The 24,633-nt window shown below is 67.8% G+C and carries 19 protein-coding genes and 1 tRNA gene; 14 read left to right on the top strand and 6 right to left on the bottom strand.

The features are described from left to right. Positions 1 to 2: 2 nt before the first annotated feature. Positions 3 to 5,033, top strand: coding sequence for a DUF7927 domain-containing protein (locus tag BJ963_RS13485; protein ID WP_343037282.1), 5,031 nt, complete (start codon positions 3 to 5; stop codon positions 5,031 to 5,033). A 288-nt stretch (positions 5,034 to 5,321) separates the two neighbouring features. Further along, positions 5,322 to 6,041, top strand: a complete 720-nt coding sequence (locus BJ963_RS13480; protein WP_218857088.1) for a UTRA domain-containing protein — start codon at positions 5,322 to 5,324, stop codon at positions 6,039 to 6,041. A gap of 58 nt (positions 6,042 to 6,099) precedes the next feature. On the opposite strand, the gene BJ963_RS13475 is transcribed toward BJ963_RS13480, so the two are convergent. Both BJ963_RS13475 and BJ963_RS13470 read right to left on the bottom strand, forming a co-directional pair. Beyond that, on the bottom strand, positions 6,100 to 7,452 hold the full coding sequence (locus BJ963_RS13475; protein ID WP_179457173.1) for a family 4 glycosyl hydrolase: 1,353 nt from the start codon (positions 7,450 to 7,452) through the stop codon (positions 6,100 to 6,102). Positions 7,453 to 7,484: 32 nt separating this feature from the next. Further along, positions 7,485 to 8,402: an N-acetylglucosamine kinase gene (locus BJ963_RS13470; RefSeq protein ID WP_218857087.1), complete on the bottom strand. Its 918-nt coding sequence runs from the start codon at positions 8,400 to 8,402 to the stop codon at positions 7,485 to 7,487. A gap of 412 nt (positions 8,403 to 8,814) precedes the next feature. On the opposite strand from BJ963_RS13470, the gene BJ963_RS13465 reads away from it, so the two are divergent. From BJ963_RS13465 to BJ963_RS13445, 5 genes are all read left to right on the top strand, one after another. Beyond that, complete coding sequence (locus tag BJ963_RS13465; protein ID WP_157696851.1) at positions 8,815 to 10,047, top strand: ABC transporter substrate-binding protein; 1,233 nt, start codon at positions 8,815 to 8,817, stop codon at positions 10,045 to 10,047. A gap of 5 nt (positions 10,048 to 10,052) precedes the next feature. After that, positions 10,053 to 11,015, top strand: coding sequence for a carbohydrate ABC transporter permease (locus BJ963_RS13460; protein WP_218857086.1), 963 nt, complete (start codon positions 10,053 to 10,055; stop codon positions 11,013 to 11,015). Further along, positions 11,012 to 11,824, top strand: a complete 813-nt coding sequence (locus BJ963_RS13455) for a carbohydrate ABC transporter permease (protein WP_179457172.1) — start codon at positions 11,012 to 11,014, stop codon at positions 11,822 to 11,824. Before BJ963_RS13460 ends, BJ963_RS13455 begins: the two co-directional genes overlap by 4 nt. A 65-nt stretch (positions 11,825 to 11,889) precedes the next feature. Further along, on the top strand, positions 11,890 to 12,696 hold the full coding sequence (locus BJ963_RS13450; RefSeq protein ID WP_179457171.1) for a 6-phosphogluconolactonase: 807 nt from the start codon (positions 11,890 to 11,892) through the stop codon (positions 12,694 to 12,696). Positions 12,697 to 12,711: 15 nt separating this feature from the next. Continuing rightward, positions 12,712 to 15,075: a beta-glucosidase family protein gene (locus tag BJ963_RS13445; RefSeq protein WP_179457170.1), complete on the top strand. Its 2,364-nt coding sequence runs from the start codon at positions 12,712 to 12,714 to the stop codon at positions 15,073 to 15,075. An 18-nt stretch (positions 15,076 to 15,093) separates the two neighbouring features. Here BJ963_RS13445 and BJ963_RS13440 read toward each other — a convergent pair whose 3' ends face one another. Beyond that, positions 15,094 to 15,873, bottom strand: a complete 780-nt coding sequence (locus BJ963_RS13440) for an alpha/beta fold hydrolase (RefSeq protein ID WP_179457169.1) — start codon at positions 15,871 to 15,873, stop codon at positions 15,094 to 15,096. A 51-nt stretch (positions 15,874 to 15,924) separates the two neighbouring features. On the opposite strand from BJ963_RS13440, the gene BJ963_RS13435 reads away from it, so the two are divergent. The 4 genes from BJ963_RS13435 (at position 15,925) to BJ963_RS13420 (ending at position 17,590) form a co-directional block, all read left to right on the top strand. Next, a complete protein-coding gene (locus tag BJ963_RS13435; protein WP_179457168.1) occupies positions 15,925 to 16,338 on the top strand; it encodes a MarR family transcriptional regulator in 414 nt (137 codons plus the stop codon). Between the two features lie 136 nt (positions 16,339 to 16,474). Continuing rightward, the gene (locus BJ963_RS13430) at positions 16,475 to 16,798 is read left to right on the top strand and encodes a hypothetical protein (protein ID WP_179457167.1); all 324 of its coding nucleotides are present in this window, start codon (positions 16,475 to 16,477) and stop codon (positions 16,796 to 16,798) included. Positions 16,799 to 16,805: 7 nt separating this feature from the next. After that, positions 16,806 to 17,429: a DUF2510 domain-containing protein gene (locus BJ963_RS13425; protein WP_179457166.1), complete on the top strand. Its 624-nt coding sequence runs from the start codon at positions 16,806 to 16,808 to the stop codon at positions 17,427 to 17,429. A 69-nt stretch (positions 17,430 to 17,498) separates the two neighbouring features. After that, positions 17,499 to 17,590 (top strand) — tRNA-Ser (locus BJ963_RS13420). A 266-nt stretch (positions 17,591 to 17,856) separates the two neighbouring features. On the opposite strand, the gene BJ963_RS13415 is transcribed toward BJ963_RS13420, so the two are convergent. Genes BJ963_RS13415 through BJ963_RS13405 form a run of 3 tightly spaced genes read right to left on the bottom strand, consistent with a single transcriptional unit; the run spans position 17,857 to position 20,029 of the window. After that, complete coding sequence (locus BJ963_RS13415; protein WP_179457165.1) at positions 17,857 to 19,404, bottom strand: tetratricopeptide repeat protein; 1,548 nt, start codon at positions 19,402 to 19,404, stop codon at positions 17,857 to 17,859. Between the two features lie 40 nt (positions 19,405 to 19,444). Continuing rightward, positions 19,445 to 19,738, bottom strand: coding sequence for a hypothetical protein (locus BJ963_RS13410; RefSeq protein WP_179457164.1), 294 nt, complete (start codon positions 19,736 to 19,738; stop codon positions 19,445 to 19,447). Further along, complete coding sequence (locus tag BJ963_RS13405; RefSeq protein WP_179457163.1) at positions 19,739 to 20,029, bottom strand: hypothetical protein; 291 nt, start codon at positions 20,027 to 20,029, stop codon at positions 19,739 to 19,741. Between the two features lie 59 nt (positions 20,030 to 20,088). Between BJ963_RS13405 and BJ963_RS13400 the strand changes: the two genes are divergently transcribed. From BJ963_RS13400 to BJ963_RS13390, 3 genes are read left to right on the top strand one after another with little or no spacing between them, the layout of a single operon-like run. Then, positions 20,089 to 21,204: a nucleotidyltransferase domain-containing protein gene (locus tag BJ963_RS13400; protein WP_246298063.1), complete on the top strand. Its 1,116-nt coding sequence runs from the start codon at positions 20,089 to 20,091 to the stop codon at positions 21,202 to 21,204. Next, positions 21,201 to 22,673 carry a ThiF family adenylyltransferase gene (locus tag BJ963_RS13395; protein ID WP_179457161.1) on the top strand — a complete coding sequence of 491 codons (1,473 nt, stop codon included), beginning with the start codon at positions 21,201 to 21,203 and terminating at the stop codon, positions 22,671 to 22,673. The genes BJ963_RS13400 and BJ963_RS13395 overlap by 4 nt, the downstream gene beginning before the upstream one ends. Beyond that, positions 22,670 to 24,391, top strand: a complete 1,722-nt coding sequence (locus BJ963_RS13390) for an SAVED domain-containing protein (RefSeq protein ID WP_179457160.1) — start codon at positions 22,670 to 22,672, stop codon at positions 24,389 to 24,391. The genes BJ963_RS13395 and BJ963_RS13390 overlap by 4 nt, the downstream gene beginning before the upstream one ends. Positions 24,392 to 24,633: the final 242 nt, after the last annotated feature.

The following is a 24,633-nucleotide window of genomic DNA, read 5'->3' as shown; positions in this document are numbered from 1 at the left end:
GGGTGCTTCCTTCTCTCCGATCGAGGGGACTGCGCCTGGGGGCATCGTTCGTCGCACTCGCTCTGACGGTCTCGGGTCTGAGCGCGGCAGCTCTTCTGGGTGTTCTTCCGGCGCAGGCGGCACCGGGGAACCCGGGCACTCCCTCTGCTCCCACCACCGTCTTCCAGGAGAACTTCGAGAACGGTGTCGGGAACACTCCGGTGGGGCTGACCGCGTACACGGGGGCGACCGGGCAGAAGTACACGGCGGACAACGTGTGGCTCACGAACTGCAACGGCCAGGTCCGCAACTTCAACACCCCGTCCACCACCCAGGGCAATTGCGGGACCGAACAGGACGCCGCAAGACTGAATCAGCTGGCGTATGCCCTCGGCGTCCACGGTGGCGCGGCCACTCCTGCGGCGAACCACGCGGTCACCGCCTACACCGAAGGCAACCCCGGCGCGAACGCCACGGAGTTCCAGACGGTGAGCAACATCCCTCTGGCGTCATCGTCCGGCCGGTTCCTGACGTTCAGCGTCGACACGGCGGCTCTCAACTGCCCGCCGGTCGCGTCCGCTCCGCTGTACCAGTTCGCCTTCCTGAACCAGGCGGGAACGGCCACCAATGTCGGTGGACAGCTGAACGCCTGCTCGTCCGGTCAGTCCGTCAACGTCCCGGCGAGCGGATCGGCTCCCGCCAGTCCCGCAAGCGTCGGCACGTACACCTCGAACGGGTCGCTGCTGTTCAGCGGTTCCTCGCTGGGCATCCGGATGCAGAACGCCAACGGTTCGGGCTCCGGCAACGACGCCGCGTTCGACAACATCCGCATCCTGGATGTGACCCCGCAGCTGGACAAGGCGTTCACGCCGACCTCCGTGCAGACCGGCGGGGTCTCGACCCTGACGTTCACGGTCACGAACACGAGCGAACTCGCCTCGAAGACGGGATGGGGCTTCACCGACACGCTTCCGTCCGGCCTCACCCTGGCCAACGGCACGGTCGGCGGCACCTGTAACGCGACCACGACCGCGGCCGCCGGGGGCACCTCGATCGCCGTCACCAACGGCACGCTGGCCGCGGGCCAGACCTCCTGCACGATCACGGTGCAGGTGACCTCTCCGGTGGCGGGAAGCTTCACGAACGGTCCGGGCAACGTGACGGAGACCGGATTGAATCCGCCGGCCGACACGACGGTCACCTTCTCCGACCTCCCGATCCCGAACATCGGGTGCACGACCGACCCGGCCATCTTCAACACCGGCTACGACGCGGGCACCGGCGGGCAGGCCGCGACGGGTTCGAATGATGCCCGGTGGACCGTCGCCGGAGGCGTCGACGGTTTCTACCACAACCCGAGCACCACGACCCCGTCGACGAACCCGAACCCGGTGCTTCCGCCTGCCGGCACCACGTTCGCTCCCGCTGTGGTCGGTAACGCGGCACCAGGAGCCTGGGCTCCCAGCCCGGCAGGCAACGCACAGTGGATCTCGGCGAACTACGCCGGCGTGGGCGTCCAGAACCAGTCCAACGGAAGCGGGGATTGGTACTACCGGTACCAGTTCAACCTCGACGCTGCGGTGGACCCGGCGAGTTTCGCGCTCGACATGAAGTGGCTGGCCGACAACTCGGTGGCGGGTGTCTGGGTGAACAACATCCCGCAGTCCGGTGCGAACCTGCCGCAGAGCACGGCCAATCCCTATCAGTACGCCGGGTTCCAGCTGGCAAATGCCGCGCAGACGTCACTGACCACTGGCTGGCAGACCGGCCTGAACACGATTCTCGTTCAGATCAAGAGCTTCTACACCAACGAGGGATTCGACGCCCAGGTGCAGTCGACCGTGCTGTGCCCGAACCCGGCCTACACCGTGTCCAAGACGGCCTCCGCACCGACGGTCCAGCCGGGCGGCAACCTGACCTACACGGTCACGGTGAAGAACACCGGTAACGTCCCGTACACCGCCGCGAACCCCGCGACGATCTCCGACAACCTGTCTGGCGTGCTCGACGACGCCGTCTACAACGGCGATGCCGCAGTGTCGTTCTCCGCAGGCTCCACCTCGGCTGCTCCGACCGTGACGGGATCCACGCTGTCCTGGTCCGGACCGCTGGCGGTCGGCGAGACCGCGACGATCACCTACTCGGTGAAGGTCGATTCGCCCGACTCCGGCGACCACAACCTGACCAACGCGGTCACTCCCGGCACCAACGGTGGGACGTGCGAAACCGCGGGGGACTGCACCACGACCACCCCGGTGCAGTCGTTCTCGGTGACCAAGACGGCCGACCGCACCGACGTGGTGCCCGGCCAGAAGGTGACGTACACGATCACGGTGAAGAACACCGGCGTCGTGGACTACACCGCGGCGGCTCCCGCGTCGTTCAGCGATGACCTGACGGCGGTCCTGGACGACGCCACCTACAACAACGACGCCACCGGCGGTGCGACCTACGCCGCCCCGACGCTCTCGTGGTCGGGGGCCCTGGCCGCGGGCGACACGGTGACGGTCACCTACTCGGTGACGGTCGACGACCCGGACGCCGGCGACCAGCACCTGAACAACACGGTCGTCACCCCGCCGGGCATCGGCGGCGACTGCGACACGAACGCGGGGAACCCGGCCTGTACGGTCAACATCCCGTCGGGGTCGTACACGGTCGCCAAAGCGGCCTCCACCACAGAGGTGACCGCGGGCGACACCGTGCCGTACACGATCACCGTGCACAACACCGGCGCGATCGACTACACCGCGCAGGCTCCGGCCACTCTGACCGATGACCTGTCGCGGGTGCTGGACGACGGGGCGATCGTCAGCGGCCCGGACAACGGTGCCACGGTGAACGGCAACACCCTGACGTGGTCCGGCGCCCTCGCGGCCGGTGCGACGGTGGTGATCACGTACGCGGTGAAGGTGAACAACCCGGACACGGGCGACAAGGTGATGACCAACACGGTCCGGCCGAACTCGCCCGGCGGCGGGTGCGACCCGGCGGCATCGTGCACCACCACGACCGATGTGCGCTCGTTCACCGTGACCAAGAGCTCGTCCCCGTCCGGCTCGGTCGCACCGGGCCAGAAGGTCACCTACACGGTGACGGTCACGAACAACGGAACGGGCGACTTCACCGCGGCGAACCCGGCCTCCTTCAGCGATGACCTGTCGGCGGTGCTGGATGACGCGACGTACGACAACGACGCGAACGGCGGAGCCACCTATGCGGCCCCGACGCTCTCGTGGTCGGGCGCGCTCGCGGCCGGCGCATCCCACACGGTGACGTACACGGTCACCGTGAACGACCCGGACGCCGGCGACCACTCGCTGAGCAATGCGGCCGTCCCGGGGGACGGCGGTTCCTGCCAGCCCGCGTCGTCGTGCGTGACGGAGAACCCGGTGCGTTCGTACACGGTGGCCAAGACCTCGTCGGCGACCGGCCCGGTGCACCCGGGCGACGTGGTCACCTACACCGTGACCGTGACGAACACGGGCACGGCCGACTACACGGACGCGGCTCCGGCGACCGTCACCGACGACCTCTCGAAGGTCCTCGACGACGCGACCTACGTCGCCGGCTCGGCCAGCAACGGCGCGGTGGTGAACAACACCACCCTGACCTGGTCCGGCCCGCTCGCGGTCGGAACGCCCCAGACCATCACCTACCAGGTGAAGGTCGGTCCGGCCGGCACCGGCGACGGGACGCTCACCAACGCCGTCACGGGTGACCCCGGCAACGGCGGCTCCTGCGCGGCGCCGGGGGACTGCACCACCAGCAACCCGGTGCAGGCCTTCAGCGTGGTCAAGAAGGCCGACGCCACCGAGGTGACCCCCGGCGCGAAGGTCACGTACACGATCACGGTGACCAACACCGGAGCGGCCGACTACACGGCTGCGGCGCCGGCGTCCTTCACCGACGACCTGTCGAGCGTGCTGGATGACGCCACCTACAACGGTGACGCCACAGGCGGCGCGACCTACGCCGCACCGGTGCTCTCGTGGTCCGGCGCCCTCCCGGTTGGCCAGACCGTCACGGTCACCTACTCGGTGACGGTCGACGATCCCGACGCCGGTGACAAGCACCTGGACAACACGGTCGTCACGCCGCCCGGCAACGGTGGCGGCTGCCCTCCTGGCAGCACCGATGCGGCGTGCACCGTGCAGATCCCGTCCGGCTCCTACACGGTCTCCAAGGCGGCCTCCGCCGGGAGCACCACCCCCGGCGCGAAGATCACCTACACCGTCACCGTGAAGAACACGGGTGCCGTGGCCTACACGGCGCAGAACCCGGCGTCCTTCACCGACGACCTGACGAACGTGCTCGATGACGCCACCTACGGCAACGACGCGGACAACGGTGCGACCTACGCCGCACCGGTGCTGTCGTGGTCCGGCGCCCTCCCGGTCGGCCAGACCGTCACGGTCACCTACTCGGTGACGGTGAACAGCCCGGATGCCGGTAACCACCGTCTGGTCAACGGAGTGGTCCCCTCCTCTCCCGGCGGCCAGTGCGACCCGGCCTCCTCGTGCACGACGGACACCCCCGTCGGCTCGTACACGGTGAACAAGTCGGTGTCGACCACGAACGCCGTCAAGCCGGGCGCGAAGGTGATCTACACCATCACGGTGACCAACACCGGACAGCTCGCCTACTCGGCCTCGTCGCCGGCGAAGTTCAGCGACGACATGAGCGACGTGCTGGATGATGCCACCTATAACGGCGACGCCACTCAGGGTGCGGTACTCGACGGGACGACCCTCACCTGGGCCGGTGCCTTGGGCATCGGAGCGACCGTGACGGTCACCTACTCGGTCACGGTCAACACCCCTGACGGCGGCAACGGTCGCCTGTTCAACAAGGTGGATCCGCCGGTCGACGCGGGTGGCTCGTGCGACCCGGCCGGCAGCTGCGACACCAGCACGCCGATCACCCCGCCCGCACCCGGCACCGGACTCGCGTTCACGGGGAGCGACCTCGTCGTACCGGGCGTCCTCGCCCTGCTGCTCATGGGTGCAGGAGCCGCGTTCCTGGTGATCCGCCGACGCCGTCAGGCGGAGTAAGACCCCACGATGGTGGGCCGGCGCCCGCGCGGTGCCGGCCCACCATCACGGGCGTGCGTCGGCACCCTTCGGGTGGGCGTCGTCAGCACGCGGCGGCAGGCTCGGGCGCCGACCGCCACGACCGGGAGCGCGGACGGCCTCACGCCATCCGCGCTCCCCGGTTCTCTCGCGCGTGCAGGATTCGACGGGGCCTTCGCTGCTCTCTCCGGCAGCGCCTGCTCGTGACGCCCAGTTGTACCACTGAGCGTCAGATCGCCGCCCGCGGCACCGATTGGTATGTTGGCTGGTGTGAAGACCCCGACCATCACCACTCGTGTCTCGCGCGAGATCGGCTCGGCGATCAACCACGGGATCTATCAGCCGGGCACGAAGCTGCCGGGCGAGCGGCTCCTGGCCGAGAGCATGCATGTGAGCCGGAGCACGGTCCGGATGGCACTGGAGGAGCTGGAGCGTCAGGGCCGCGTCGCCCGGTCGCCGCAGCGGGGGTGGTTCGTGCCCAGCCCAACCGTCGGCGAGCCGCCCAGCACGCTGGAGAGCTTCACCGAGATGGCCCGGCAGCGCGGTCACACGCCCACCGCACAGGTGCTGGAGAAGACCGTGCGGTCGGCCACGCTCGATGAGGCCAACCAGCTGGGCATCGCGCCGGGAGCGGAGGTGCTCGAGCTCGTGCGCCTGCGCGGCATGAACTCCACGCCCATCTGCGTCGATCGCAACGTCATGCCGCTCGCGCTCGCGCAGCCCCTCGTGGAGGTCGACCTCACCGACGCCTCCCTGTACGAGAGCCTCCAGACCTACTGTTCGGTGAAGATCTTCCGGAGTGCCTACAGCGTGCAGGCGCAGGCGGTGACCGCCGACCTGACGGGGCTGCTGCGCATCCAGCCGGGCAGCCCGGTGCTGGTCGGGCGCGAGATCGCCTACGACCGGGCGGGCGCTCCCGTGCTGCTCGGGCTCAACACGTACCGCGGAGACGCCTATCGCTTCCACGCGGACCTCTACCGCGCCGAGTAGCCGACGCGCGAAAGGCCTCCGATCCGCCGGGATCGGAGGCCTTTCGCGGTGCTTGGGGTCAGCGCAGAGGGGGAAGGATGTCCTTCTGCAGCTCCAGCAGCTCGTCCATCATGGCGACCGCGCGGTTGTGGGAGTCGACGACCGGGTCGAGGAGGATCGCCTGCAGCAGTTTGGCCTTCGACTGCTCCACGTACGCCTCGACCAGCAGCTTGTGGATGCTGCCCTGCAGTCGGACCATCGCGAACACCGCCTCCGGGAGCGGCTCGACCGGGATCGGGACGAGCTCGCCGCCCTCGACCCGCGCCGCGACCTCGACGACCATGTCGTCCGGCAGCCCGGGGATCGCTCCCCGGTTGGGGAGGTTGACGGCCGGGAGGTCGCGCTCGACGCCGCAGGCGACCCACTCGATGATCGGGATGGCGAGCTCCTCCGACGACACGAGGGGGCGGTCCTCCAGGGTGTCCTCGAGCGCCTTCTGCGCGTACTTCGGCGACTGGAACGGGCGCTCGGTGTCGGCGAACCGGATCTCGTAGTACCACTCGGGCGTCTCGGCGCCCTCCCTCCACGGGGAACCGTCGGCGGGGTCGTGGAAGTACTGGAGCTGCGCCGGCACGTAGTCGTCGGCCCACGCGAGGTACTCGCCGATGTGGTTGGCGCTCGGCGAGGGCCACAGTCCGAAACGGCGGAACAGGATGCGGGAGAGGCCCACCTCGTGCCAGTCGGAGACCCAGTTCGCGCTGTGCTCCAACTCGCGCAGGCGCGGGTAGAGGTCCTCGCCCGTCTTCCGGTCGCGGATCCGCTGGAACCAGGTGAAGTGGTTGATCCCGGCCGCGGCGAGGTCGAGCTCGTCGAGCGGCCGATCGAGCAGCGCGGAGACCTGGCGGGCGCCCTGGAAGTACCCGTGGCACAGGCCGACGACCTTCACGTTGGTGAGGCGAGTGATGGCCTCGCACACCTTGTGCTCGGGGTTCGAGAAGTTGAGGAACAGCGCGTCGGGCGCGAGCCGCTCGATCGCCCGCGCGATCTCCAGCAGGGGTCCGAACTGCCGCAGGGCGTGGAACAGGCCGCCCGGGCCGCCGTTCTCGCCGTATATCTGGCGGAACCCGAACGTGCGGGGAACAGTGAAGTCCTGCGACCAGTAGCGGTAGCGGTCGACTTCGATCGCGGTCACCACGAAGTCCGCGCCGGTGACGGCGGTGTCCAGATCGGTGGTCGTGGAGACCGAGGCCGCGTGGCCCAGCCGGTCGATGACGCCGCGCGCGTAGCCCTCCATCTCCGCGAGCGGCCCCGCGGCGATGTCCATGAGCACGATGTCGAGGCCTTTCCCGGCGATCGGCTCGCTCAGGAGGAGGTCGCGGATGATGGTGCCGGCGAACTCGCGGCTGCCGGCGCCGATGAGCGTGACTTTCATGGGGTGGATGTCTCCGATCGTTATCGAGGGGGTCAACGGAAAGCGGGGGAGAGACCGCGGGCAAGCGCGACGGCGCCCTCCACCGGCGGTCTGTCGAGGATGCGCAGGGCGAGACCGGGCAGGCGGTCGGCGAGAGCCGACGCGAAGGCGTGCTGGAGCCGGGGCTGGCGTTCGATCACCGAGCCGCCGGCCACGACGGAGTCCGCCGCGATGCCGCGGAGCAGGAGCCGGTCGACCAGCGCTGCGAGGTGGGCGCCGGCGTCGCGCACGACGGTCACCGCCAGGTCGGAGCCGTCGTCGGCCGCCGCGAAGACCTCGGGTGCGCGCTCGCCGAGTGCCTCGGCCGATCCCGTCTCGGTGACGGCGAGCGCGAGTTCGTCCCCGTTGCCGGCGTCGAATGCGGCGAAGAGCCGCCGGCCGAGCGCGTCGAGCGGCTCGCCCCGGTCGCGGCTGTCGAGGACGGCCCGTGTCGCCTCCCTGACGAGGCCGGGGGCGCTGCCTTCGTCGCCGAGGAACCATCCCCAGCCGCCGGCGCTCACCAGCGCGCCGCGCGCATCCCGTGCGGTCGCGATGGACCCGGTGCCGACGACGACGCCGATCGCGCGCTCCGCGCCCATCGCCGGCGGGATCAGCTCCGAATCGTTCACGACGACGACCGGTCCGTCGATCATCGCGCCGAGGGCGCGCTCCAGGTCGTGGCACTGCTCGGTGTTCTCGCAGCCGTGCGCTCCGACCGCCAGGGCGGAGGCGAGGACACCGCTGCCGAAGTTCTCGACAAGCAGCCGGGTGAGGCCGCGGGCGTCGGCGGCGGCGTCGCCCAGCCCGGCGCGCCAGTCGGCCGAGGGCACGACGAGCTCGGTACGGACGGGGCGGTCGAGGTGCGCGCCGTCGGCCTCGACCACGACATGCGTCTTGGTTCCGCCGATGTCGATGCCAATCAACTGCGCCATGTCGCTCTTCCTCGTGTGATCCGGCCCGGTCGCCGGTGCTCGGCGCCCCGTTCACGTTAGTCATCGAGAGCCCAGTTATGCCAGTTCGACGGCGAGAAAGAACCAAACTGTGCACTGGTCCGCTCACCTCGGCGCCCGTTGGTCGCTGTGCGGAGCCGGATTAGCCATACCAGTCCCGACAATGGTTCTAAATTCGCCGCCAAGTGGACTAACTGAGCTGCTTATGCCTAGCGTTGCTTCTGCGCCGAACAGCGGCGCGAACACACGGCACGGGTTAAGGGAGACTCGCATGAAGAAGCGTCACCTCGTCGGGGCAGTTGCTCTGGCGGCAGGACTGGCCTTGGGCCTGTCAGCGTGCGCACCGGGTGGATCGACCGCGGCGGACGCTTCGTCCCGCCCGGTATCCAAAGATGTGTCCGGCAAGGACGTCACTCTCAAGATTCTGGACTTCTGGCAGAACGACGAGGGCAAGTGGATGGACTCGGTCGTCACGGCCTTCGAGAAGAAGCACCCCAACATCACCATCAAGCGGACCACGCAGGACTGGGGCCAGGTCAACAACACCGTCGGACTGCGTCTCGCAGACCCGAACGGCCCGGACATCGCCCTGGTCAACAACGGCTGGCAGGCCATGGGGACGCTGGCCAAGGGCGGCCGCATCCTGAACCTGGACGCGTACTCCCGGCTCTACGGCTGGGACAAGGAGTTCCCGGACACCATCGCACGCCAGACGGAGTTCACCTCCGACGGGAAGCAGATGGGAACCGGTTCGCTCTACGCGACGCCGGCGGCCCGGTCGTCGCTGATCGGCCTGTATTACAACAAGGAGATCCTCGACAAGCTGGGCCTCCCCGTTCCCGCGACCCTGGCCGACTTCGAGAAGGATGCGGCAGCTGTGAAGGCGGCCGGCGAGGTGCCGATCGCGTACGGCTCGGTCGACAAGGGCTCGTCGACCGCGATCCTCTTCGCCACGCAGAACCTGTACGCCGCCGCGGACAAGATCGGCGACTTCGTCTACTCGAACGGCACAGTGCCGATCACGGACACGGGCATCGTGCAGGCGGCGACCGACGTGAAGAAGTGGTCGGACGCCGGCTGGTTCACGCCGAACTCGGCGGGCATCCAGTACGCCGATGCGCAGAACGACTTCCTCGCCGGGAAGGCGGCGTTCCGCTTCGAGTACACCGGCAGCCTGTCGTTCAGCGACGCCCAGAAGCAGACGTTCGGCTACGTGCAGCTGCCCCAGGTGGACGGCGGGAAGATCGTCGGCACCGGCGCATCGGCCGCCAACCTGGCGATCTCGGCCAAGTCGAAGAACCCCGACGCCGCCGCGGCGTTCCTCGACTTCATGGCGAGCAAGACCGCGGCGCAGCTGGCGGTCGATCACGGCTTCCTCCCCCTGCTGCACTCCGATCTGGAGATCCCGTCCGGGAACCCCGAGCTCGCCAGCGAGATCGCAGCGCAGCAGGCCCTGGACAAGAGCAACGGCTACACGCCGTACTTCGACTGGTCCACTCCGACGATGCTCGACACCATGGGCGGTCAGCTGCAGCAGCTGTACGCGGGCCAGGTCACTCCGAAGCAGCTCGCCGAGGCGGGCCAGAAGGACTACGACGCCTTCCAGGCTCAGCGGACGAAGGGCTGAGACAGATGTCCTCATCCGACCTGGTGCAGCGGCCGGAGGTCTCGGCCGCTGCACCGGTGGCCCGAAGCCGGGCGACGCGGGCGCGGGCGCTCTCGCCGCGGATGCGCCGGCGCCGCTGGCTCGGGCTCGCGTTCGCGGCGCCCGCCCTGCTGTTCTACGGATTCGTCGTCATCGTCCCGATCCTGCAGAGCGTGAACTACTCCTTCTATCGCTGGGACGGGATCACCGCGGCGCGGTTCGTCGGCGTCAGCAACTACGTGTCGTTCTTCACCGACCCGGCCCTCCTTGAGTCGCTGGGCCACGTGCTCGTCCTCGTGGTCTTCTTCGCGCTGATTCCGATCGCCCTCGGGCTGCTCTCGGCCGCGCTGCTCGGGCGGGGGAGGACGACGGGGAGCGGCGTATACCGCTGGCTGCTCTTTCTTCCTCAGGTGCTCACCAGCGTCGTCGTCGCCGTGATCTGGAAGCGCATCTACGGTCCGGACGGACCCCTCAACTCGGCGCTGCGGGCCGTCGGGCTCGGCGACCTCGCCAAGAACTGGCTCGGCGACTTCACGTGGGCGCTTCCCGCGCTCGGCGTCATCGGAACGTGGACGGCGATGGGACTCTGCATGGTCCTGTTCGTCGCCGGCGTCGCCGCGATTCCCGGCGAACTGTTCGAACAGGCGCGCATCGACGGCGCCGGGCCGATCCGCGAGTTCTTCTCGATCACCCTCCCCGGCCTCAAGGGTCAGGTCGCCGTCGCCCTGACGCTCACCGTCACCGGCGCCCTCCGTACCTTCGACCTGGTCTGGATCACCACCCAGGGAGGCCCGGGCAGCTCCACGACGACCCCCGCGCTCCTCCTCTACCGCAAGGCGTTCCTGAACCCGGACGTGGGGATGGCGGCAGCGATCGGCATCATCCTCGCGGCCGTCTGCCTGCTCGTCGCCCTCGTCATCACCCGACTCTCTGAGGAGAAGAACGCATGATCTCCCGCGCAGAGCGCGTGCTGAACCACTCGGTCCTGATCCTGGTCTCGATCTTCGTGCTGTTCCCGGTGGTCTGGTTCCTGTTCACCGCCCTCAGCCCGAACCGCAGCGGCCAGCTCGACCTCCTCCACCCGCAGTGGAGCAACTTCGTCACCGCGTGGAACGCGGGCGGATTCGGCTCGGCCATGATCGCCTCGACGGTCATCACCGTCGGCGCGGTGGTCGGGCAGACGGTTCTCGCCATCCTGTCCGGCTTCGCCTTCGGCGTGCTCGGGGTCGCGGGCCAGAAAGTCCTGTTCCCGGTGATCCTGCTCGGCCTGATGATCTCGGCCGAGGTGTTCATCGTCCCGCTCTACTACACGTTCCAGTCCATCGGGCTGACCAACTCGTGGCTCGGGCTCATCATCATCCAGATCGGGATGGGCGTCCCGTTCGGTGCGTTCTGGATGCGGGCGACCTTCCGGGCCGTCCCTCCCTCGCTGATCGAGGCCGCGGAGATGGACGGCGCCCGGTCGTGGCGGATCCTGTGGCAGGTGCTGCTGCCGATCTCGCGGCCGGCGGTGCTGACGCTGGCTCTGCTGTCCTTCATGTGGACGTGGAACGACTTCTTCCTGTCGCTGGTGTTCATCGCCGATCCGGCCATCCAGCCGGTGACGCTGGCGCTCGGCGTCTTCCAGGGGAAGAACACCCTCGACGTGAACCTGATGGCCGCCGCGTCGGTGATCGTCGCCGTCCCCGTCCTGATCCTCTACGCGTTCTTCCAACGGCACTTCATCAGCGGCGTGCTCAACGGCGCGATCAAGGAGTGAGTGGATCCTCCAGCGTCCGCTGAGCGTCCGTTCGCCCCTCTCCCCTTCCCAGACAAGGAGTCCCCATGTCCATCGCGCCCGAAATCCTCGACTCCCCCGACGACGTCGGACGTGCGGCCGCGACCCAGATCGCCGATGCGATCGAGACCGCCTCCGCCGAGGGGCGCCGGTTCGTGCTGGGCTGCCCGAGCGGACGCAGCCCGCTCACCACGTACCAGCAGCTCGCCCTCCTGGTGATCGAGCGCGACCTCGACCTCAGCGGCGTCGTCATCGTCCTCATGGACGAGTACGTGGATAAGACCGCGGGCGGCTTCCGCGCCGTGGACGAGTCGCTTCCGCACAGCTGCGTCGGTTTCGGGCGCCGCGACATCGTGGAGCGGCTGAACGCCGTCGCCCGGCCCGGGCGCCGGATCCCCGACGGGAACCTCTGGTCGCCGGATCCCCAGGCGGCGGACGGCGAATACGACCGCGCCATCGAGGATGCCGGGGGGATCGACGTCTTCCTGCTCGCGTCGGGCGCGTCCGACGGGCATGTCGCGCTGAACCCGGTCGGTTCCGGCGCCGACACCGTCACCCGGGTCGTCGCGCTGGGCGACGACACGCGGCGCGACAACCTCGGGACGTTCCCGACGCTGAAGAGCCTGGATGAAGCTCCGCGCTACGGGGTGACCGTCGGCATCCGCACCATCCGCGAGCTCTCCCGGGCCGTCATCATGGTCGTCACCGGGGAGCACAAGCAGTCGACGGTCCAGCGGCTCGCCGCGGCCGAGGCGTACGAACCGAGCTGGCCGGCGACCATCGTCACCCAGTGCGCATCCCCCCGGTTCCTCGTGGACCGGAGCGCAGCGGGCCTCCTGCAGACCGCCCTGTGAGATAAGGACCCATCGATGCACGTGCCGCCGTTCGACGTCGACGAGACCCTCGCAGCGCTCACCCTCGAGGAGAAGGCCTCTCTGCTCTCCGGAGTGGACGACTGGTTCACCCAGTCGATCGACCGTCCGGGACTCCCCGCACCCGTCCCCGCCATCGAGGTGGGGGACGGCCCGCACGGGCTCCGCAAGGAGACCGGCGTCGACATGGTCTGGGTGCCGGCCACCGGCTTCCCGACCGCTTCGGCGCTGGGAGCGTCGTGGGACAGGGAGCTCGTCCGCCGGGTCGGGGCCGCCATCGGCGCCGAGGCGCGGGCCGAAGGCGTGCAGGTCGTCCTCGGGCCAGGGGTGAACATGAAGCGGTCGCCCCTGTGCGGACGCAACTTCGAGTACTTCTCCGAGGATCCCCGGCACTCCGGCGAACTGGGCGCGGCCTACGTCGACGGCGTCCAGTCGACCGGCGTCGGGACGTCGCTGAAGCACTTCGCGGCGAACAACCAGGAGATCGAGCGCACGCGGATCTCCGTGGTCGCCGACGAGCGCACTCTGCGCGAGACGTACCTGTCCGCATTCGAGCGCGTCGTGCGCACGGCCGACCCGTGGACGGTGATGTGCTCGTACAACCGGCTGCTCGGCGTGCACGCGTCGCAGAACCGCTGGCTCCTGACCGACGTCCTCCGCCAGGACTGGGGCTATCGCGGCGCTGTGGTCTCGGACTGGAACGCGGTCCACGACCGCGTGGCCGCCGTGCGGGCGGGGCTGGATCTGGAGATGCCGGGCACTGGCAGCCGGACCGACGCGGAGATCGTGGCGGCCGTGCGCGCGGGAGGGCTGGAGGAGTCCGTGGTGGATGACGCGGCACGCCGGGTGCTGACGCTCGTCGCGCGGGCGTACCCCGGGGCCGACCGCGTCAACGGCCCGGTGATGGATCTCGGCCACACCGCGGGCGACCGGCTGACCGCCGAGCAGCTCGCCCTGGTGCGCGCCGACGAGCATCACGCACTCGCCCGCGAGGCCGCTGCCGCGTGCATCACGCTGCTGCGCAACGAGCCGGGCGCGGACGCGACGGCGCCGGTCCTTCCCCTGCCGGAAGCGAGTGACGCCGGCATCGCGGTGATCGGCGCCTTCGCCGAGCACGCGCGCATCCAGGGCGGCGGGTCGTCCGGCGTCGACCCGACCCGCGTCGATGTCCCGATCGAGGCCATCCGCGCCATCGCGGGGGAGCGTGTCGCGTTCGCTCCGGGATACGTCTATGCGACGAAGAACGCGTATCAGGACGACAACGTCGCGATCCTCGCCGCTCACGGCATCCCGCATGACGAGGAGAAGCCGCGGGTCGCCCGGCGCTCGGCGACCCTGGCGAAGGAGCTGCAGCTCGCGGAGGCCGTGCAGCATGCCGGCCGGGGTCCGCTCTCGGCCGAGGCGCTGCGGCTCATCGATGAGGCCGCCGCCGTGGCCGAGCAGGCCGAGTCGATCGTCGTCTTCGCCGGCCTGCCTCTCTCGTACGAGCAGGAGGCGAACGACCGGGACAACCTCGACCTCCCGGCCGACCAGGTCGCGCTGATCTCGCGGCTGGCCGACGTCCGGGAACGGACGGGCGCGTCGCTGACCGTGGTGCTCTCCAACGGATCGCCCGTCTCGATGGACCCCTGGCACGACCGGGTCGACGCCATCGTGGAGGCCTGGCTGAGCGGACAGGGCACCGGCCACGCCATCGCCGATGTGCTCTTCGGCCGGACCACCCCCTCCGGCAAGGTCGCGGAGACCTTCCCGCTCGCCGTCGAGGACACCCCCGGCTTCCCGAACTGGATCGGCGAGCGCGGCACCGTGCTCTACGGCGAGGGCGTCTTCATCGGCTACCGCTGGTACGACGCGCTCAACCGGCGCGTGCGCTACCCGTTCGGGCACGGGCTCTCGTACACGACCTTCTCGTACCGGGATCTGCGGGTGGATGTGGTGGATCCGGTGACCGGATCGGTGAACGTGACGGTGGCGATCGGCAACGACGGCGACCGGGCCGGGGACGAGGTCGTCCAGCTCTACGTCGGAGACCCCGACGCGGAGGTGCACCGGCCGGTCCGCGAACTGCGCGGCTTCGAGAAGCTGCATCTCGAGCCCGGCGAGTCCCGGACGGTCGGCTTCTCGCTGGAGGGCCGTGATTTCGCGTACTGGGACTCCGCTGCGGTCCGTCCCGACGGACGCACCGGCCTCTGGCGGCTCGAGGGTGGGGAGTTCCGCATCGATGTCGGGGCGTCGTCGCAGGACATCCGGCTGACGGCCTCCATCGACCTCCCGGACGACCCGTCCATCCCGCCGCTGGTCCCGGACGCCGAGCTCATCGACATCGCCGCATCCCGGTTCGTCCAGGGTCACGCCGGGTGAGCCCTCGGGAGTGCGGGCTCAGCGGGATGCGGCCAGGAACGGGTCGATGACCGCCCAGGTCGCGCCCGGGTTCTCCAGGTGCGGGAGGTGCCCGGCGGCCGGGACCTCGGCGAACTCCGCCCCCGGGATCGCATCGGCGACCGCACGCCCGTAGGCCGGCGTCACAATGCGGTCGCTCTCGCCGAACGCGACGAGGGCCGGGATGCGGATGGCGCCGAGCCGCGAGAGCAGGCTCGGGTCGCTCATCGAGCGCCCCGCCACCGTCGCCATGGTCTGCCCGTTGGACTGCTGGATGGCGCGCTGCTCGGCGGTGAGGGCGGCGGGGTCGATGTACCCGCGCTCCGGGTCGTGCCACGCGGCCTCCGCGAGGCCGCGTGGGTCGAGGGCGAAGAAGTCCGCGATCGGCTCGCCGTCGACGACGACGCCGACCCCGTCGATGTCGACGACAGCGCGGACGACGCCCGCAGAGCTCTCGTCCCCGGCGGCGCGCACCGCCATCTCGAGCGCGATCCACCCGCCGATGGACGAGCCGACCAGCGTCACATCGCGCATCCGGTCGGCGAGCAGCCGGTCGAGGTATGCGGCGGCGAGGTCTCCGACGGAGCGGATGTCGTCGGGGAGGGCCGTGCCGTTCCAGCCCGGGTGGGTGGGGGCGAGGACGCGGTGGGTCTCGGCGAGGTGGGAGACGAGCGGGGCGACGGTCTGCGGGCCGCCTCCGCCGTGCAGCACGAGGACGACGGGTGCGGCCGGGTCTCCGGCGCGGAGGAATTCCACGTCGGCGGGAAGGGAGGGGGTCATAGCTGGTCCTAACTCAACATGTTTATATACGAATGTTGATAAGGTAGCACCGTGACGACGAATCTGGAAGCCCTGGGCCTTGCGATCAAGCGTGCGCAGTACCGCGACCACCGCACCATGGATGCCGCCCTGCAGGAGGTCGGCGTGTCCCTGGTGCAGTGGGATGCGCTCCGGGCGATCGACCGGATGCCCAACGCCTCCGGCCACGACCTTGCCGTCACGACGTTCCAGAGCGATCAGGCGTTCGGGACGCTCGCGAATCGCCTGGCCGCCCGCGGGCTGATCGTCCGGACGGCGGGGCAGGGCCGGCGCATCGAGCACGCCCTGACCGACGACGGTCGCCGGGTGCTCGCGGCCGGGCATGCCGTCGCCGATCGCGTCCTCGACCGGCTCTTCGATCCGCTGGCCGAGGATGAGCGGGCGACCCTGCTGCGCATCCTGCAGCGGCTGGCCGGCGACGCGTAGCCCCGCGGCCCGTCGCCGCGGGCCCGCCTCACCGCTGCGGCCCGGCGGGTGACGATAGGATCGCGCCAGTGCGACCGCCCGGAGCGTGCCGACCCGGCGCGCCCCTCCGGGTCCGCATCCGGCCGAGAGGATCCGCATGACCGACACCCCCGTCGCTTCGTTCGAGCTGCTTGCAGCCCAGCTGCTGGAGGACCCCGATCTCGACGTGTCGGTGACCGCCACCGGGCTCCACGTCCACGGCCGCCTGTTCGCCTACCTCGACGGCACGGACCTCGTCGTGGACCTCCCCACCGATCGCGCCGACGACCTGATCGGCCGCGAGGTCGCCTCCGCCGTGCCCGCGGGCCGGAGCGAAGCCAAGGGCGCATGGGTGCGGATCGCGGACTCCGAGGACTGGCCGGAGCTCGCCGGCGAGTCGCACCAGTTCGTCGGCGAGCCCGCCGTCGGCCACGACTCCTGAGGCCGCGATGACCGACCAGACCACACCTGCGGCCGGCTGGTACCCGGACCCGAACGGGTCCGGCGCGCTGCGCTGGTGGGACGGCTCCCGCTGGAGCGACCAGCTCGCAGCGGCGCCCACCGCGTACGCACCCGCGCGACGCCGCCCCCTGGCGCCGGGCACCCCGCTCTACACCGTGTGGATCTGGCTGGTCGCCGTCCTCCCGGTCGCCAGCGGCCTCCTGCTGTTCCTCCTGCACCCGCAGCCGATGTTCCGCTTCTCGGCCGACGGTTCGAGCGCCGTGCTCACGGACCCGTTCGCCCTCGTGGGCGGCCCGATCTATTTCGTGGTCCTCGGGCTGAGCTGGGTGCTCGCGGCGGCGATGATCGTCTTCTCGTGGCTCGACTACCGCGAGTTGCTGCGTCGTGGCATGGAGCGGCCCTTCCACTGGGCGTGGTCGTTCCTCGGCATCGTCTACCCGATCGGCCGCAGCGTCGTCGTGCGCGGTGTCGCCGGCGGCCGGGGGCTGGCGCCGCTCTGGGTCGCGATCGCGGCGTACGTCGTCTCGCTCGTGCTGTCGGTGGTCTGGTCGATCATCCTGATCAGTGAGATCCTCGGCACCGTCGCCCAGAACCTCCCGGCCGGCGCCTGAGCGGACGTGTCCGGCCGCCCCGGCAACGTCCGTTATGATGGCTGTCGTGCGTCCGTTCGCGGGCGCGCTGGAGACGTCGCATAGTCAGGCCTAGTGCACCACCCTGCTAAGGTGGAGTCCCCGTAAGGGGACCGAGGGTTCAAATCCCTCCGTCTCCGCCACATAAAAATGCTGGTCAGAGGTAGTTTTTTACACCCATAGATCGCCAGCCCCCACAGAAACCCCACAAAGTGATTCACCGGAGTCGCCCGGGGAGATCCTGGCGCTGGTTTTCGTATTCTGGACGTTGGCGAGCGCACCGCGCCGCAGTCTCCAACCGCGAGAAGCCCTACAACTGCGGTCGCTGAGTTTTCACCCCATCCAGGCATGCAGCAATCGCAACACGCGGGCGAGGTTCGCGATCTTGTTGGTCCATCCATCCCGCTTCTCAGCAAGGGCCGGAGCGGATGTGATTGACCAACTCCTCCAAGTACTGTCGAGGATCTGCGTCATCAAGGAGCTCGAGTCGTACATCTCGGCTTTCGTGATGCCAGACAACAGCTAGCCCCTCATCGAGATGAGGAAGCGCCAGGTGCTGGTCGGCCAGGCGTAGCGCTTCCCCATTGCTTCCGGTCAGATGCAGTGCGAGAACTTGGTTGGCGATCGAAATGAGCTCGACTGGGTGCTGTAAAGCGGCGCCGCGCTGCAACAGCGGCAGGGCTCGCTCTGCGCTCTCCCGCAGCCAGCAAAAGCCGAGGTTGTTCCAGGCGGTCCCATCACCCGGGTTCAACTCGACGACGCCTTCAAAGATTCGGACTGCGTGTTCCCACTCGTCTTTTAGGAGCAGCTCGGTGGCTGGCCCGACAAACTGAGCGGGGTCAAATCCCCGTGAATGAACACGGCGGCCGGAGGTTCTGGATGCTTTCAGCATCGCGGCTTCCGCCACCACGTCCGCCGCCAGCGAGCGCTCCTTGAGGGTGCGAGCTGCACAGGCACTTGCGCGCCCGAGCTTCTGCCAGCGCCATTCCTGAGTCAACGAGCTCGAAGACCATGAGTTAATGTCCGTCAGCGTGAAACGCTCCCAGATCCATGCTCCGGACTCATCCATCGGATCGTTCAATGGAAGGCTCGTGAAGACATACGGATCCGGTACGCCAGCGTTCAACGCCGCATTCAGGTCCACATTCAACAGCGAAGCGAACCAATGCGTCGCGCGCAGGAGGAACGCCGGAGAGAACAGGTACCCGAGCTCGCGTTGGGCCAACAGATCACGCATTGCCTCTTCATCTGCGAAGAAGCTCGGGAGGATCTTACGAAGGTCTACTTGGAACGCCTCTCCGCGACTGAAGAACTCGTCGTCGCTCCTCTGCCTGAGGTCGTCATCCATTCCGAATTTCGCTACGTCCACCCATGCAGCGACCATCGCACTTGAGTGGCCGGATGGCGGCAGAGGAGCCTGGGTACTGTCACTGCCCTGCTGCGCGATCATCACGAGGACCCGAACGGCCACAGCGACAGCAAGTTCGCGAGCGATCCCGCCGGCGAACACGCGGTCCATCTCTACGCCGCGCCGTTCCAGTTCACTCCACAGTTCGAACGTGTCGTCGTCATCTGCCTCGATGTCCTGATAGAGCCGCTTGAACGTCGCAGACCGCAAGGACATCAAGAGGGCTGAGGTACTGCGAGCGTGGGGAGGCTTGTCGCGCCCCACCATGTACTCCTGCGCGGCGTCGAACGAAGTCGGACCCGACACTGATGCGGCCGGGAGCATCCGCCCTGTCATTAGGAGGCCGCCGACCTGGCGTACGACCACCGGTCGCTCGTTGACTCCGTGTTCCGCGAGTATCGTCAGGCACTGTTCGCCACAGGTTGCATGGCCGTCGTTATTCACGTAGAACGGGCACGACGGGGTAAGTTCCGGTTGTACGCAAGCGTCGGTGTAGCTGACGAGGGCGTCAAGGAAGATGCGCTCCTCGTCTTGATCGCGAAACTCCATTGGCCCCCCACGAACATGAGGCGGAGTCGAGCGTCAACTGCTACTTCGGGTAAGTGATGCTCGCGACGGTGATTGTGTCGGCCTCAGGGCCATAGTGCCAGAACATCCGCCAGTCCGCCGCTGCAGGGTCGCCCACGAACGATTCCCACACGTCTTCACCATTCACGCCGTGCACGGACGTGTACTTGTGCGAGCGCAGCTGGGGCAGATTGGGATCAGTCTCCAGCAAGCTCAGGCTGCTGCGTAAGCGCGTCAACCGTTGTTGCTGGTCCGGCGTGTCGAATTCCTTCAGGCGGCTGGCTGCCGATCGGGTGAATCTGAGGGCATACCCCACCTACTCGACCTCGTCCGCCGTGGTGTCGCTAAAGCTGCCAAGTGATGTGGTTTCGTCGGCCGCCGATTGCCGCAGGCCCTCCCCAAGCTCCTCGCGAGCGAGCTCGTTCTCCCAGATGAATAGTTCACGTCGAGGGATCGAGACCAACGGGGTGAGGAGTATTTCGCCTTCATCATTGATCGCAACTGCATAACGGTCGTCTCGTCTAACGCCGGCCTTCCCGAACGCGATGCGTGCTCTTTCGTCAGCGACAACTTCGCCCGCTGGGGCGAAACCTTCGTGCTGCCTCATTGCTGCTCCCATTCGTTTCTCATTTTCCCGCAGCATAACCCACGTCGGTGGGGTGTGGTATGCCCATTATTACACGAACGAAAATGCCCATTTGCCCACTTCCCCATGTGGCGCTACACTTTCACTACCAGAGGGGACCCGAACCCCGCTTACCCGAAAGGAGGCCAGTCATGGCACACCTCCCCACGCAGTTCAAGCAGGCCCTTGAGAACATCGAGCCGAAGGCGGACAAGGTCAACGCCCCCGACGCGCACAAGCAGGTACGCGCCGCCCTGGAGGCCGACGATGTTCTGTCCAGCTACGACATCGACCCGATCCTGATCGGCTCCTACAAGCGCGACGTGTCGATCCGACGGATCAAGGACGTCGACGTGTTCGCGCGCATGACATCGCTTCCGGACGACGTCACCGCCCACCAGATCCTCAGCCGCTTCTTCAACGTGCTTGACGCGGAGTTCGGTAACGACGCAGAAGGGAACCCGCGCGTCGAGAGGCAGGATCGAAGCCTGAAGGTCCGCTTCCCTGATTACGACATGCACGTCGATGCGGTTCCCGCGCGTCCCCGCAGCGACGACACCTGGGAGATCCCCCGCCGCGGCTACGACAACGAATGGGTCCAGACGAACCCCGACAAGCTCACATCCCTGGCCACCGAGATGAACACGGCACACTCCGGTCTCTACAAGCCCGTAGTGAAGCTGATGCGGCAGACCCGTCGAGCCCTACGAGGGAACGCGAAGCCCGGCGGGCTTTTCATCGAGCTCGTCACCTACACGGCGTTCGATACGGGTAGAGTCGCTGGCAACGACGTCGCCGAGTACTACACATCTGCGCTGCGCGCCGCCAGCGACATCATCGACGACATCGTCACCCACGGCACGGTGCTGTCGGACCCGACCCTCCCTGGTGCGGCCGTGAAGTTCCGCGCAACCGACCAGCAGATGGACTTGCTGAACGACGCGTTCAAGAACGCGGCAGCGACTGCCGAGGATGCGTTGGCGGAACCCGACGAAGGCAAAGCGGCGAAGGCGTGGCGCGCCCTGCTGGGCTGTAACGGCGACGACGAGATCGTGTTCCCGATGCCCGACGGTTTCGACGAGAACGGCAAGCGTCGGGCGTTCTCGATCGTCGCGGGCGCCAGCGAGGTCCCGGCGGGCAAGCGCGACTTCGGATGAACGTCGCGGCGCTCGATGAGGACATCCGGTACCACTGCGAGCATTTCGGGGAGGCGCTCGTTCGAGCCGGTTTCCGCGCCAGCGGACCACGATCCTGGTTGGGTCCGGTGGAGCACAGTGGCGGCCGCAGCGACGTCGTAATCACACTCACAACACGGTTTCCGTATGCCCCACCCCGCGTCACGCCCGTAGACCAGGACTCGCTGGCCTGGTCGTGGCATCGGGAGCGTAACGGTGACCTCTGCCTCGTCGCTGAGGATGACAAGAAGCAGCTCTGGTGGGTTGACGCTGAAGCGTTCCTCACCCACGTCGGACGGTGGTTCGAGGAGGCAGATGCTGGCTGGGTAGGGGACCGGCCGGACATGGACCTCGATCGGTACTTCGAGCAGTCGGAGACCGATGGTCACGTATACCTCTACCCGGAGCTTGACGCGTTCCTCGGCAAGCCTGTTCGTTTTCAGCTTGACCGACACAACCCGAGAGTCGCCAGGCTGGTCGGCACCGGATCCATGCCGCCGAAGCGACGTAAGGACCGTTACATCTACGGGGCTGTCGCCGATCTCGGCGAAGTGGCTTCGCCTCCGCGCGACTGGTCGCAGATCCAGACGCTGCTCGACGACGGAGACCAGTTGACCCGCTGGATCAACGCCGGAAAGATCTCGGTGGTTCTGCTGCGCTACAGCCGCGACGATCACTATGCGGCCATTGCGCTCGAGGCCTGGCCGACGCGAAGCGGCGGGATCGTGGTGCGACGGTTGACAAGCGCCAGCACCAGCCGCGAGACCCGACGGCTTAGAGCCGGCGCCGCTCACGAGAAGCTGCAGACCCAGTCCGTTGCGATCATTGGCCTGGGAGCGCTCGGATCGTTTCTGGCGGACTCCCTCGCCCGCGCCGGGGTGATCCGCTTCACTCTTATCGATGCTGACCTTGTCCTTCCGGGGAACCTCGTGCGCCATACGGCGACAGAGAAGGAAGTCGGCTTGTTCAAGGTCGATGCCGTGAAACGACGGCTGGCCGAACTGTTCGACGTTCCCGCGGACGGGATCGACGCCCGGGTGGAGTTCGCCGACGACATCGCTACCATCCGGGTGCTTCTGGAAGAACACGACCTGGTCATCAACGCGAGCGCCGAATGGACAGTATCGAAGATGCTGCGCGACAATGCTGAAGCTCTGGGCGTCCACGCGCTGACGGTGGTGCTGCAGAACGAAGGTAAGACGTTCCGGGTGGATGTCCTCCCACCCCGTGACAACGTGAGCCCGCTTCCGTTGAGCGATCGCGGTGAGCCGGTACCAGCGGTGTACGAGGCGGGTTGCGGATCTCCGGTGTCATTGACTCCTCCGCCGTCGGTTGCGGAAGCCGCGGCGGCGGCGGCGCGCCACGCGGTCGCGACGATGACGGGTGCCCCGTTGAGCGCGGCGGGAGAGACCCGTGAGCTGGATCTGTTGGAAGGTGGCGGGCGGGCGTGAAGGTGGTACTGCGGGCTGCTGCGGAGTTGAAGATTGTGACCGCGATTAGGCGTGCTGGCGGGGCGGAAGCCGGGGGTGTGCTGTTGGGACACTTCGAGGACGGCGACCTTATTGCATCGGATGTGCTGGTGGTGCCGGGGGAGGCCCCGTCTACGCACCGCTACACGCGAGACGGCGCCCAGGCGAATGCGTTGCTGCAGCGTTTCAGGGCTGCCCATCCGGAGGACGAACTAACCGGCTATGTGGGGGAGTGGCATTCTCATCCGGTGATGTCGTCGCCTAGCGGCGTCGATAAGGCGACGGCGAGGGCGATCGCAAGGGATGTGCACGGTTCGGCAGTTGTTGTTGTCGCGGCCTTGCACCCTGTCGTCGGGTTCTCTGCTGTCGAGGCGGTCCCTCGTCGGCTTCGTCCAGCTGCTCTGACGGATGTCGTCGTGGAGCGGTCTGAGAACGTGGTGGAAATCGCAGAGGGGTCGGTGGACCCTGACGGTCCGATCTTCATTTCGTACCGGCAGTCGGATGGCACTGAGGATGCGGACACGGTGAGTAGGTTCGCTCGGGCGGCTGGTCTGGTCGTGTGGCGCGATCACCGTGATCTGCGGCCAGGGACGACGGTCCATCGGCTGCGCGAGGCGTTGAAGTCGGGGCTCTCCGGCGCGGTCCTTGTCGTGACCAAGCAGATTGAATGCAGCACGATCGTCCGCGAGGTTGAGGCACCTGCGCTGGTTGCATTGGACGAGGACAGCGGCTTTGCGCTTAGTGTCGCGAATACGCTTGCGAATCCGGACAACCCTGCCAAGGTCGATTTCTCGGCACCAGATCGTATCCTGGGCTTCTCTGATGGCGAGCTCGCGGCGAAGAAGCAGTCGGATATCCGCACAGTGGATGGTGTGTTGGAGATCATCCGTGATCAGGTTCGTCACCGGGTCGCGCAGCGCAAGGATGAGATTGCTGACCGTGGTGACGTGTTCACGTTGGAGGTTCAGTCTCGCCCGGAACCGACGGCGGATGATGCCAGCGGGGCGGACCTCCATATCCGCTTGGACCCGTCTCCGGGGCGACTGCCGGATACCGCGTCGGTGAGGGCGTTGGCTGCGACGTTTCCATTCACCGGGGACGCGATCCACATGTCACGGGCGACGACGGTCGAGGTGCGCGGCGGGATGCATCTGTCTCTGGCGTTGGCGTTGGGGGCAGCGTTGCCGGAGACGAAGTTCTCGGATGTGCGCGTGGTGGACAGTTCCGGTTTGGTCTGGGGATCCGGTGGCGGCGGGCAGCCTCCACGGGTGGTGTCTGCGACTGTCGGTGACGCGGCGGACCGTTCCTCCAAGAAGATCGCTGTTCATATCGGGCTCGGCAGCCTGAATAGTGGCCCGGCATTCGACCGGCTGGTTGCGTCGGGCGGTTTCACGGCTGCGTATGCGTTGACTGTGGACGTGGATGGCCTTCTGTCCGCCGACGACGGCGTGGCGGTTGCTGCGGCGATCTCGGCGGAGCTGAAGTCGTTGTCCGCTGACGCCGATAACGCTGAGGTTCACCTGGCGTTTCACGGCCCGTTCCCTCTGGCTGTGCTGGTCGGCCGGCGGTTGAACACATTGCAGGTGGTCGCGTACGAGTGGGACAACCCGTCCGGTGAAGGCCCGGCGGTGTACGTCCCGTCTGTTCGGATTGTGAGTGGTCTCACGGCCGGCCCGATCACCGAGGTGCTTCTCCGGTAGCTTCGGCGCCTGGTCATCGCGTAGTGGTACTCGGCTGGGCGGTTGTCTCAGGAGTTGGGCGGCGATGGGCCTGTCCAGGGCTGCCGGTTCTCCCGACTTGGAAATCCGGCGGTGCGCAGGCGCGAACCAGATGTGGCGGCGAGCCCCCCACAGAAACCCCACAACTCCAGTAACCGAGAGCAGTGCAATGTCATTCAAGAGCCGCAGAATTTCGCGGTTTTCCGGGGATTGGGAGGCCAATT

The sequence above is a fragment of the Leifsonia soli genome (assembly GCF_013408745.1).
In the GTDB taxonomy this organism is placed as follows: Bacteria; Actinomycetota; Actinomycetes; order Actinomycetales; family Microbacteriaceae; genus Leifsonia; species Leifsonia soli.
This window is presented reverse-complemented; position numbering and strand designations above follow the sequence as displayed.